This window comes from Pseudoclavibacter sp. RFBG4 (assembly GCF_002931515.1).
Lineage (GTDB): Bacteria > Actinomycetota > Actinomycetes > Actinomycetales > Microbacteriaceae > Pseudoclavibacter.
Genome location: NZ_PSYC01000024.1, coordinates 396,361 through 408,350, shown reverse-complemented (window position 1 = coordinate 408,350; position 11,990 = coordinate 396,361). Strand labels below are relative to the sequence as shown.

At 67.5% G+C, this 11,990-nt stretch carries 9 protein-coding genes and 1 pseudogene; 6 read left to right on the top strand and 4 right to left on the bottom strand.

Features of this window, described 5'->3' with window-relative positions:
• Positions 1-65: 65 nt before the first annotated feature.
• Positions 66-1,292: an HRDC domain-containing protein gene (locus C5E10_RS08870; RefSeq protein WP_104331305.1), complete on the bottom strand. Its 1,227-nt coding sequence runs from the start codon at positions 1,290-1,292 to the stop codon at positions 66-68.
• Positions 1,282-1,887 (bottom strand): DUF3000 domain-containing protein, encoded by a 606-nt coding sequence (locus tag C5E10_RS08865; protein ID WP_104331304.1) that lies wholly within the window; start codon positions 1,885-1,887, stop codon positions 1,282-1,284. The genes C5E10_RS08870 and C5E10_RS08865 overlap by 11 nt, the downstream gene beginning before the upstream one ends.
• 104 nt (positions 1,888-1,991) lie before the next feature.
• On the opposite strand from C5E10_RS08865, the gene C5E10_RS08860 reads away from it, so the two are divergent.
• A complete protein-coding gene (locus C5E10_RS08860; protein WP_104331303.1) occupies positions 1,992-3,173 on the top strand; it encodes an alpha/beta hydrolase in 1,182 nt (393 codons plus the stop codon).
• Between the two features lie 48 nt (positions 3,174-3,221).
• Positions 3,222-4,104: pseudogene (locus tag C5E10_RS08855) on the top strand (IS5 family transposase).
• 260 nt (positions 4,105-4,364) lie between these two features.
• On the opposite strand, the gene C5E10_RS08850 reads toward C5E10_RS08855, so the two are convergent.
• The gene (locus C5E10_RS08850) at positions 4,365-4,808 is read right to left on the bottom strand and encodes a SufE family protein (RefSeq protein WP_104331302.1); all 444 of its coding nucleotides are present in this window, start codon (positions 4,806-4,808) and stop codon (positions 4,365-4,367) included.
• Between the two features lie 169 nt (positions 4,809-4,977).
• Here C5E10_RS08850 and zapE point away from each other — a divergent pair, with 169 nt between their 5' ends.
• From zapE to C5E10_RS08830, 4 genes are all read left to right on the top strand, one after another.
• Complete coding sequence (gene zapE, locus C5E10_RS08845) at positions 4,978-5,964, top strand: cell division protein ZapE (RefSeq protein WP_104331395.1); 987 nt, start codon at positions 4,978-4,980, stop codon at positions 5,962-5,964.
• A gap of 206 nt (positions 5,965-6,170) precedes the next feature.
• A complete protein-coding gene (locus tag C5E10_RS08840; protein WP_104331301.1) occupies positions 6,171-7,403 on the top strand; it encodes an ammonium transporter in 1,233 nt (410 codons plus the stop codon).
• Between the two features lie 122 nt (positions 7,404-7,525).
• A complete protein-coding gene (locus C5E10_RS08835) occupies positions 7,526-8,026 on the top strand; it encodes a DUF456 domain-containing protein (protein WP_104331300.1) in 501 nt (166 codons plus the stop codon).
• A 112-nt stretch (positions 8,027-8,138) separates the two neighbouring features.
• Complete coding sequence (locus tag C5E10_RS08830) at positions 8,139-9,017, top strand: hypothetical protein (RefSeq protein WP_104331299.1); 879 nt, start codon at positions 8,139-8,141, stop codon at positions 9,015-9,017.
• Between the two features lie 104 nt (positions 9,018-9,121).
• On the opposite strand, the gene C5E10_RS08825 is transcribed toward C5E10_RS08830, so the two are convergent.
• Positions 9,122-11,983, bottom strand: coding sequence for an ExeM/NucH family extracellular endonuclease (locus C5E10_RS08825; protein WP_104331298.1), 2,862 nt, complete (start codon positions 11,981-11,983; stop codon positions 9,122-9,124).
• Positions 11,984-11,990 lie beyond the last annotated feature (7 nt).

The window sequence follows — 11,990 nt, the reverse complement described above, 5'->3', positions numbered from 1 at the left end:
AGCATCTATTGACTCGGTCATCCTATGGATGCTCGCCTGGTCGGAAGCCGATGCGTCGTGTGAAGCTACGAATCCTCGTCGTTCGGGACGGAAGTCAATTGGTCAGCTTCTACAAAAGCCGAGGCGATTCCCTGTGCAACCTCGCTGGTCTGCCAGGCCCGTGCGCCGAGCTCGCGCAGGTGCTCCGCGACGGCGTCGGCGGAGACAGGCTGACGTGGAACCCAGGCCGCTCGCCGCAGCAGCTCAGGAGTCAGCAGGTTCTCGACGGGCATGTGGAGGGTCTCGGCGTGGGCGACGAGGAACTCGCGTGCGAGCTTGAGCCGGCGGTCCGCCTCGGGGGACCGCTGCTCCCACTGCCGATGGTGCGGCATCCGGTCCGGGTCCCGCGGGGCCTGCGGAGGCAGCTCCTCGGTCGTGAGACCGCGCTCGACGGCACCCCACCAGCGGTCGAGCTGGGTCCGGGATGCGCGTCCGGTGAATTCCTTCAGGCGAGCCAGCTCGCCTCGAGTGCGGGGCATGGCCGTCGCGACCGCTGCGAGTGCTCGGTCGGGGAAGAGTCGACCAGGCGCGGTGTCGGTACTGCGTGCCGCCTCGTCGCGGGAGAGCCAGAGCTCCCTCGCCACGGCGAGGGCCCGCGGGCTGCGGAGCCGGCTGATGCCGCCGATGCGTCGCCACGGGTCGGGCTTCTTGACCCCGAGCTCGCGAGTCAGGATGTCCGCGAACTCCTCGCGGGCGGCATCGAGCTTCTCGGCGTCGATGAGCTCCTGGTGGAGCTGGTCCCTGACGTCGATGAGCAGCTCCACGTCGAGCGCCGCGTACGCGAGCCAGGTCTCCGGCAATGGGCGAGTCGACCAATCGGCCGCTGAGTGCGCCTTCTCGAGCGAGATGCCGAGCAGGCGCTCGATGACGGCGCCGAGACCGACTCTCTCGTATCCGAGGAGCCTCGCCGCCAGCTCGGTGTCGAAGATGAGGTTCGGGTCGAGGTCGAGCTCGCGAAGGCACGGAAGATCCTGTGTCGCGGCGTGGAAGATCCACTCCTCGTCTCCGATTATCTCCTGCAGCCGCGCGAGTGATCCCGTCGCGATCGGATCGATGAGGAGCGTGCCGCTCCCTCGCCGGTAGAGCTGCACCAGGTAGGCGCGCTCCGAGTATCGGTATCCGGATGCGCGCTCCGCATCCACGGCTACAGGTCCCGTGCCGGCGGCGAGACGATCGAGTGCCGCCTGCAGCTGCGCTTCGGTCTCGATCACCTCCAGTCCGCCAGCTTTCAGACGGTCGGCATCAAGCCCCATCTTTCGCCTTCCTCAAGTGCCGGAGAACCTGTACCCCGTCGTCGGCCTCGGTCTCCGGGGGCATGCCCGCCAGGAGACAGAGCAGCTCACCCCAGGCCTCGGCGTGAGCCGCGAGGTCCGTCTCCCGTGGGGTCCAGGATGCTCGGAGTTCGATCTGGGCGCCCTCGCCCTGCTCTTCGAGCTCGCCGAAGCCCCGACCGTTGATGGTCGTCGCCGTGCCGGACGGGTGCTCGAAGGCCGCGCCTCTGGACTCGAGGGCATCCATGAGCCACGACCAGGCAACGGGTGCGAGGAAGGGGTCGACGCCGATCTCGGGTTCGAGGGGAGCCTGTGCGAAGCACACGACGCGAAAGGCGCCACGCCAGGCTTCTGGCTCGCTCTCGTCGTGCAGCAGGATGAACCTGCCGGTTCCGAGTTCGGAATCGCTCGCATGAGCAGTAGGTCGCACGTCTCCGGAGAGAGCGAGCGACTCGGGGGCCAGGTTCGCCGGGGGCCGGATCTCGCTCACCGTGAGGGCAGAGCGGAACTCGGCCGCACGGACCGCCTCTACGGCGGCCTCGAACTCCGGGGCGGATCGATGCAACGGGACAACCACGCGACGAGACTAGGCCTGGCCCTGGGCTCCGCAGATCAGGCGCGCCGTGTCGGAACGTCGCCCGTCCGGCGTGTTCCCGGCCGGGTTGCGTCATCATCGACGTGATGTGTGCCGCAAAACGTGCCTCAGCCGAGTCGTCGTCCTCGGCGACGAAATTCGTCGCAGCCTCGCTCGGCGCTCTCGTCGTGGGACTCGGGGCCGTCGTCGCGACCGCCTCGACCATGGTCGCGCGCGCAGTCGTCACCCCGCCGCGCCGGCGCAAGGATCCGGTCCGTCTGCTCGGCGTCGACAAGCAGGCAGGGACCGTCACGCTCGCGCGCACGCCGGAGACGGCCGCTCCCGGGCACTACAGCCTCGTCTTCGCGGCCGAGACGGGTCGCGCCAACGTGGGTGCAGTGGTCGACGAGTCGGAGCGCACCGTGACGAGGCGCTTCTGGGGCGAGCAGGGTGCGCAGCTCGAGCGAGTGCGGTCCGTGCGCCTGGCATCTGCGCCGCAGCTCTGGGTTCGAGACCTCAACCTGCCCTGGCGCTGGGTCGATGTGCAGACACCGCTCGGTGCGATGCCAGCCTGGCTCATCCCAGCGGCCCAGGCGAGCGACTCGTGGGCGATCCACGTCCACGGTCGAGGCGCGGTCATGACGGAGCCCCTCCGCGCTGTTCCGCTCTTCCGCGGTCGAGGCTGGAACTCGCTGGTCGTGAGCTACCGCAACGACGCACTGGCGCCACCCTCGCCAGACGGCAAGTTCGGCCTGGGAGCCACGGAGTGGCGCGACGTCGAGTCGGCGATGGACTGGGCCGTGTCCAGGGGTGCACGGCGCATCATCCTCGTCGGGTGGTCGATGGGCGGGGGTACGGTGATGCAGGCGGCCCTCAACGCGCGACATCGTGAGCTCATCGCGGGCATCTTCCTCGAGTCTCCGGCGTTGAGCTGGCGATCGATCCTTCGATATCAGGGGTCGGCCATGCGGCTCCCTCGTTTCGTGACCGCCCTTGGCATCTGGCTCATCGGCAGTCCGCTTGCCCGGCCGCTCCTCGGCCTGGAGGCGCCGATCCCGCTCTCGAAGCTGGAGATCCTCGATCGGCTCGCCGAGCTGACGGTGCCGGTCCTGCTCTTCCACTCGAGCGGTGACACGGTGGTGCCGGTCGAGGCGAGCCGCGAGCTCGCCAGGCGGCGCCCAGACCTCGTCACCTATCGAGAGTTCGAACGGGCGCTGCATACGCGGCTCTGGAACGTCGACAGCGGGAGATGGGAGCAGTCGCTGGACGAGTGGCTGGCGACCTTCTAGGGCGTGTTGCTAAACCCGGTTCGGGTGCCGGTAGTTGAGTCTTGACTCGTGTCGCGTGATGTGATTTCTGATGAGGCCTGGGCCGTGATCGGCCCGCTGTTCCCTCAGGTGAAGAGCACGGGTCGGCCGCCTGTGGATCGGCGGATAGTAGTCGAGGCGACGGCGTGGAGGTTCCGGACGGGGGCTCCGTGGAGGGACCTCCCGGAGCGGTTCGGGAACTGGAACACGATCTACAAGAACTTCAACAGGTGGTCCGACGCCGGTGTTTGGGCGCGCGTCCTAGAGAGGGTGCAGTCTCTCGCGCAGCAGTCCGGTGACATCGACTGGGTCACCTCGATCGACTCCACCATCGTCCGAGTGCACCAGCACGGAGCCACCTTGCCTCGGGTCACGGGGGGCTCAGCAGAATTACAAGAAGTTCGGGTCGGAGCCACCTGATCACGCGATCGGCCGCTCACGTGGCGGGTTGACGACCAAAAATCACCTGGTCTGCGATGGGAGGGGACGCGTTTTGGCGTTCCTGCTCACCCCGGGGCAGTCAGCTGACACCAGCTGGATGCAGGCCACTCTCGCTGAGATTCGCGTCCGTGGCGCCGCCGGGCGCCCGCGGACCCGGCCAGACCGGGTGATGGCTGACAAGGGCTACCCATCCAGATCGAACCGGGCCTGGTTGCGCGAACACGGCATCGCGGCGACCATCCCGGAGCGTGACGATCAGATCGCGCACCGTCGCAAACGACGTGGTCGGCCGATCGACTTCGGTGACGCGCAGAAGGCGCGTTATCGCGGTCGGAACGTCGTAGAGCGTTGCTTCGGCAAGCTCAAGCAGTGGCGCGGGATCGCGATGCGATCAGACAAACTCGCCAGCAACTACCATGCCGGGCTCTGCCTCGCCGCAACCCTGCACTGGATCAGCAGCGCCGAACTATGAGAGCCGACGCTTAGAGCGGCGACGAAGAACCAGATACACCCCTGTGAGCACTGCCCCCAAAAGGACAAACACTCCACCGAACCAAGGCACCTCGGTCCAGAACCACACTGCGCCGCCGTCAGTGAAGGAGAACCCGAACGACAAGCACACCGTGAGAATTGCTCCGACCAGCAGCAACGATCGACGACGATCCACAGCAGTCATCCCACACCAACCTTCGATTTTAATACCCGTGTGCGTCGCAACTTTAGCAACACGTCCTAGGAGGGTCCGGCCGCCGAGAGGCGTTCGAGCAACTGGCGCTTCGCCCGCGCCTGAAGGGCAACCATGCCGCTTCGTCGCAGCGGCGAGACCAGATCCGTGAGCCCGAGAGCGCTCGGGAGATCCTCGGGGAGTCGCAGGAGAGCCTCCGGTTCCTGCCCATCCACGCCCTGGACGAGCGCGGACGCGAAACCGCGTGTCATCGGCGCGCCGGGTGGCACGGAGATCCTCAGGTGCACACGCCGCTCCGGGGTCAACGTGACGTCGAAGAAGACGGGTGACTGGCACTCGATGACGCGCTCGAACGACTCGGTGTCGCCGGGGTCGACACCGGGGAGCTCTGCACCGATCTCGGCGAGGAGCTCGAGGCGATCGCGGGGCGATACCTCGAGCAGCTCCTCGCGGAGCAGATCGAGGGATTCCGGAAGCGTGACGTCGTGCATGCCACCACGGTACCGGGCAGGCACTCTGGCGACGCGCAGCTGAGCGGCTGGCGGTAGGATTTGCAGGAGCCCGCACCGGGCATTACTCACTGGAAAGTACGAGGACTCCGTGGGCGTAGGCCGCTTGCTGCACCTGACCGAACTCTCACCGACCGTCACGGCGGCAGAGATGGTGAAGGACCTCGTGCCTCCCAGGCAGTTCGACGCCGCCAAGTTCGCCACCTACCGGCCCGATCCCGAGTATCCATCCCAGGCCGCGGCTGTCGAGGCGGGGGAGCGGTTCGCAGGAGTCAAGGCAGCTCCCGCGTCCGGGAGCAAGGGCCTCTTCGGCTTCCTCAAGAAGGCACCACCCGTCAAGCCCGGCATCTATCTCGACGGCGGCTTCGGCGTCGGCAAGACGCACCTGCTCGCCTCGATCTGGCACGCGCATCCGGGACGCAAGTACTTCGGCACCTTCATCGAGTACACCGCGCTCGTGGGCGCTCTCGGCTATGCCGAGGCAGTCCGCTCTCTGCGAGGCACCAGCCTCATCGCCATCGACGAGTTCGAGCTCGACGACCCGGGCGACACGATGGTCATGTCCAGACTCCTCGGTGAGCTCGTCGACTCGGGCACGAGCATCGCCGCGACGAGCAACACCCCGCCGAACGCACTGGGCGAGGGGCGCTTCGCGGCCTCGGACTTCCTCCGCGAGATCACGAAGCTCGCCGACGTCTTCGACACCCTCCGCATCGACGGCACCGATTACCGTCGCCGCGACATGTCCGGCCATGCCACCGTCACGCCGCCGGAGCGCCTCGACTCGCTGGTGGACGACGCGGTCGCAGACGGCAAGTCCGTCGCGTACGACGGCTTCGATGATCTCGTGCAGCACCTCGCCACCGTGCATCCGTCCAAGTACGTCCGGCTCGTCGAGGACGTCGACCTCCTCGTTCTCCGCGACGTGCACGAGCTGACCGACCAGGCCGAGGCCCTCCGCTTCGTCGCCTTCATCGACCGCGTCTACGACGCGCAGATCCCCGTCGCGGCATCTGGCCTCGCCCTCGACCAGATCTTCGGCGGCGGAATGATCGACGGCGGCTACCGCAAGAAGTACCTGCGCTGCGTCTCCAGGCTCATCGCCTCGACCGCACAGGAGCAGACCGCCTCCGTGTGACGGCGCGCGTGCCGTGCCGCGCCTCCGATGGCACGATGACGCTCGCGACACAGACTCGTAACACGCGGGGCCGCTCCGAAACATGATGGAAACGGCCCCGCCCCATCGCTGACACGCGCCTTGCGCAGACTCATTGCATCTCCCCACTCCGTGTCACGACGACGCGGCCTCCAGGTCGCAGCACGGGTGGCGAAAGCGAGGATGCAATGGATACCGGTGGAACCGCCTGGCTGATGATCAGCGCAGCGCTTGTGCTCTTCATGACACCAGGACTCGCCCTCTTCTACGGCGGCATGGTGAAGGAAAAGAGCGTCGTGAGCATGATGATGCTCTCGTTCGGGGCCCTCGGCCTCGTCGCAGTGCTCTGGATCCTGTACGGCTACAACATGTCCGCCGTCTCGGGAGATTCCTTCTTCCAGTTCGCGGGTGACCCCTTCTCCGACTTCGCGCTGACCAACCTGATCCAGGACAGCAACGCGACCGCCGGTGCGGCGTACGGCGGCACCTTCGCCATCATCACCACGGCCCTCATCTCGGGAGCGATCGCGGACCGAGCGAAGTTCGGTGCCTGGATGCTCTTCGCCGGCATCTTCTCGACCTTCGTGTACTTCCCCGTCGCTGCCTGGGTCTGGGGCGGTGGCTGGATCATGCAGCTCGGCGCGCAGCTCGGCTTCGAAGGCGTCGAGGTCATCGACTACGCAGGTGGCACGGCGGTGCACATCAACGCTGGAGCGGCCGCGCTCGCCCTTGCGCTTGTCCTCGGCAAGCGCGTGGGCTTCGGCAAGGGCATCACGCAGCCGCACAACGTTCCTCTTGTGCTCCTCGGAACCGCGATCCTCTGGTTCGGCTGGTTCGGCTTCAACGTCGGAGCTGCCTGGGGCGACCTCGAGGGCACCGAGTTCCCGGGACCCGGACTGCTCTTCATCAACACCATCGCGGCTCCCGCCGCTGGTATCCTCGGCTGGATCATCGTAGAGAAGCTGCGCAACGGCAAGGCGACCTCGATCGGCGCCGCGTCGGGTGCGATCGCCGGCCTCGTCGCGATCACACCGGCCTGCGCCGTGCTGACTCCCGGCTGGGCGCTGCTCCTCGGCCTCGTCTCCGGTGTCCTCTGCGCCTTCGCGATCGAGCTGAAGTTCAAGCTCGGCTTCGACGACTCGCTCGACGTCGTGGGTCTGCACCTCGTCGGCGGCCTCGTCGGCTCCATCTGGCCCGGCCTGTTCGCCTTCAACACGGGCCTCTTCACCGGTGGCGGATTCGAGCAGCTCATCGTCCAGCTCATCGCTTCCCTCGGTGTTCTCCTCTACTCGTTCGGAGTGAGCTTCCTCGTGGCCTGGGTCATCCAGAAGACCATCGGCTTCCGGGTGCGCCACGAGGATGAAGTGGCCGGCGTCGACGTGGTCGTGCACGGCGAGACCGGTTACGCGCTGTCCCGCTGATCACGCGGACGGCCTTCGGGGGCCGTGCATCCACAACTGTGGATGCACGGCCCCCGTTCTCGTTCCTCACCCCGAGCGCACCCCCAAGGGATGGGACTCGGCAACCCGGTACGGTTGAGGGCATGAGTGCACCTGTGATCGCAGCAATCGTCGCCGTGATCCTCGCCATCATCGGCATCGTCGGCATCATCGTTCCCGTGCTGCCAGGCAGCATCACGATCGTCATCGGCTTCCTCGTCTGGGCGATCTTCGCCGGCTCCTGGCCTGTCTGGGCTGCGTTCGGGGTCGGCGCCGCACTGCTCATCACGGGCATGATCATCGGCTGGGTGCTCACAGGGCGCGGCCTGCGCAAGAAGCAGGTCCCGAATCGTTCCGTGCTCATCGGGCTCGGCGTCGGCATCGTCGGGCTGTTCGTGCTGCCGGCGTTCGGGCTTCCGATCGGGTTCGCCGTCGGTCTCGTGGCGTCGGAGTACTGGAGGGTTCGGGAGTTCCGCGCGGCTCTCGACTCGAGTTGGACCGCAGTGAAGGCGCTGGGCCTCGGCATGGTCATCGAGCTCATGTGCGCGCTCGTCGCCACCACGATTCTCGCGATCTCGATCTTCGTCCACTTCGTCTGGCTCTGAGTTTCCTGAACTCGCGGGCAGGTCTGACTTCGTCTTTTGCGCGGATCCCCATACTCTGGATGGAGCTGTCCGCGTTCTGAGCGCGAGAGCAGATCGTGTTCGGAGGAGCCGTATGTCGAACGGGGAGACCTCGAACGCCGTACTGGCGTTCGTGAAGAAGCGCCCTGGTGAGCTCGCCGCGGCGACCATGAGCGTCATCGCCGTGGGGGCCGTGGTCGCTGCGCTGACGGTCTCGAGCGGTCAGGGCGCCAACGTCGCCGAGCCCATCGACACCGTCGCTGTGCCTGATACGACGAGCGTGGCCGCATCGACCGCGAACTCGAGTGACGTCGTCAACCTGCACATGCTCGCGCAGCCGCTCGCCAGCCTGCCCGCCGAGCGTGTGGGTTCTGCGCAGAAGACTGCTCTGGAGGACGCCCTCAAGCAGGTCAAGGACGCGCTGAGTGCGACCGCTTCGGAGGCGGATTCGCTGCAGACGGCGTACACGGCGCTCCAGAACGCGGTGGGCGGAATGGCCACGAGCACGCTCGCGCTGGGTCGTGAGCATCGCCTGCAGGTCACGCTCGCTTCGTCGGACATCCTCACGGCCTACGACGCAGCGCTCATCGAACTGGGTGACGCCGCCGACGACCATGCCCGCACGAGCGGCATCTCAGCGGTCGTGCGCCAAGGCACCGCGGCTCAGAGCTCACACAGCGCCGCTGTCGACTCCCAGCAGGGGGAGGACACCAACGCACCAGAGCCTCCGCTGGACGATTCTGGAGGAGACGAGCCCACCCAGGCCCCAGCACCGTCCGATCCTGTACCACCGGCGTTGACGGCCCAGCCCGTCCCGGACGGTCCTGGTGCCAGCACGCCACCAGCGGAGCCCGAAGAGACTCCGGCGCCGACGGAGCCTCCCGCTCCGGATCCGACAGAGGGGCCGATCGAGCCGCAGCCGACGGGGGAGCCGACGGCCACTTCCGAATCGGGAAGCACACCGAGCACCTGACGTTCGGGGGCTTGCCCGGATGCCGACGAGCCGGCCGCACTGCAGTCATGCAGTGCGGCCGGCTCTTTCTCCGTGGACGAACGTCTCGGCGCCTGTCCGTCAGATCAGGCGCGTGCCTTGCGCCGCCTCAGGAGCAGCGCAAGCACACCCGCGAGCAGGCTCGCCCCACCGCCGACAGCCAGGAGTGCGCCGAGATCGGTCCCGGTGCTCGCGAGCTGCTGGCCGTCCGCGCCTGGGCCATCGTCCGAACGGTCCCCGTGTGCGCCTGGGGTCGCGGGACCTGCGCCGGGCGTTTCCAACGCACCGGGTCCACCAGCATCGCTCGGCGTCGGCGTCGGAGTCGGCGTCGGCGTCGGGGTCGACTGCGGCTCGGAGGGGGCCGGCGTGCTCGGCGGATCCGCCGTCGCCGTCGGCTGCGGCGACGACTCTTCGGCGAAGTCCAGTCCGATGAGGAACGGGTTGTGATCGGAGGAGCGGTAGACATCGCCCGAGTAGAGCTGTGTGCGGTTGTAGTTGTTTCTGCTGTACTCCGTGCCGACCTGCTCGTAGGCGTTGATCGTCCAGACATCGGCGCCCGTGACCGCGTCCTCCGCTGCGTTGCTCGCCAGGATGTGGTCGAGCGACCCGACAGCGCCGCCGAAGCTGTACGAGTACTCGGTGCCCGGTGAGCCGGGTGCTCCCGCGGCGCGGTTGCGCGCATCCCCCAGATTCGTGAAGCCCGCATCCGCGAGCACGCGCATGGGGGCCTCGTAGGAGTAGCTGTTGAAGTCACCGGTCAGGAAGACCAGATCGGTGCCGTGTTCCGCGCGCTGCGCATCCGTGAAGCGGACGAGGGCCTGTGCCTGCCGTGTTCGGTCGCCGTTCCAGCCACCGACGGCTGCTGCGGGTCCGACGTCGTCGTCGTTGGCATTGTCGCCGTCGCCTGAGCCGCCCTTCGACTTGAAGTGGTTCGCGACGATGACGAACTCCGTGTCCGTCGCTGGGTCAGAGAACGCCTGGGCGAGCGGCGCGCGACCGTTCGCGAAGGCCGGGTCGTCGAGGATGCTCGAGGGGTGGCTCACCTCGACGGAGGCTGGCTGGTAGATGAACGCCGTGCGGATGACGTCGTCGCCCGTGGACGGCACCTCGGCGGGGGATGGGACGTGGGCCCATCGCTCCGAGCCTGCCGCCGTGTTGAGCGCCGTGACAAGATCGATGAGCGCTGCGTCGCGGTCCTTGCCGAAGTCCGACGAGTCCTCGATCTCCTCGAGCGCGACGATGTCGGCGTCGAGCTGATTGATTGCGGCTACGATCTTCGCTTCCTGCCTCGCGAGGTTCGCCTCGTCCCAAGCGCCCCGCGGGAGGCATCCGTTGGCACTCACCGGCTTGCCGTCCCGATCGGTGTAGCTCTCACTCGGGTCGCAGAAGTCGACGCCAAGGCTCGTGAAGTAGTTGAGCACGTTGAACGTCCCCAGCTGGATGCTGCCGCCGACCGGTTCGGGAGTGGTCTCGCGGGCGTCGGAGAAGGTGGCCGGTGCGCCGTCGCTGCCCGTGAGCGTCGATGTGGGCTGGAAGCGGTAGCTGTCGAAGGAGTAGTGCACGACGACTGGCTGTGTGAAGTTCGCCGTCGCGCCGATCGTGACGGGCGAATCGATGCTCAGGTAGGGGAGCGGGATGTCGGCGTTGATGAGGCCGCCTTCTTCGCGACGGAGGAAGTCAGTGGACGCGCCGTCATCGAGGATGACGCTGTTGGCGGCGTTGTACTCCGCCTGAGCGTCCGCCTCTGGGCTACCCGGTGCCCCAGCCTCCGTCGGCGTCACGAGCAGACGCTCGCCGACGGAGAGCCCGATCTCGCCGTACTGGTTGAGGGCGTAGTTGTCCGCCACCCGGTAGGCGCCAGCCGGGGCGAGGAGCATTCCCTCGAAGCGCTCCCGCTCCACGTCCGTCTCCGGCCACTCGATCGAGAGGGGCTCCACGACGTCCTCGGGCCCGCGCTCGAGAGGCTCGACAGCGCTCGCGCTGATCTGCGTCGACCCGAACCGCTCAGCCAACCGTCCGGTGACTGCGACTCGATCGCCGGTGCTGACGGTGGCGGCGGCGGCCGGGCCGTAGACGAAGATGCCGGTCGATGCAGTGTGCGTGGTCGGGTCGGTCGCGCCTCGGGTCTGGATGTTGAAGCCGCCGAGTCCGCCTTCCGCGTAGACCGCGGTGACGATGCCCTCGGTCGTCACCGTCTGGTCGACCAGCGGCGACGCCGATCCCGTGCCCTGTATCTCAGCGATCGAAGAGAGGTGCGCGCCGGGCGGCAGAGTCGGAGTCGAGCTCGCCGTGGGCTCGGGGGTGGTGGTCGATCCGTTGGCAGAACTCTCGGGTGTCGGCGCCGCGGCGATGAAATCGGCGGAGTTCTGGTCGGTGTCGACCCCCGTCGTCGCGCGCTGCGTGCTCAGAGCATTGTCGAGTTCCGGCGCGGAAGCTGCGCCCTCGAAGATGCTCGCGCTCCCGTAGCCGACAAGATCCACGACTGCAGCCGCGCCTGTGCCGTCGGCCGAGGGAAGGGTTATCGCGTCGGTCGTGTTCGCGAGAGCCACGATGCCACCACGCGCCCCCATCGCGATGTCGCCGCTCGAATCCGGGGTCGGCAGCTCGCCGGTGCTGGCGCTTCCGGCCGCGAGCGCGACGAGGTAGTGACTCCCAGGTGCCACGTCGCCCGAGAGCTCGGCGACTCCGCCGAGGTTGCCGCCCGCAGAGAAGTACTGCACCGACCAGCCGTCGACGCTCACCGTCGAAGCGCTCGGGTTGTAGAGCTCGACGAAGTCGTTCGAGAAGCTCGACCCCATGTTGCCCCCGCCGCCGTATGCCTCGTTGATGACGAGCTCGGTGCCGCTGGGAGCCGCGAAGGTCGGGGGCGCAGCGGCGACGAGCAGGCCGCCTCCGGCAACGGTCGTCGCGGTTCCCACCGCAAGGAGCTTCTGCCAAGTTCGAGTCACGGGTTCC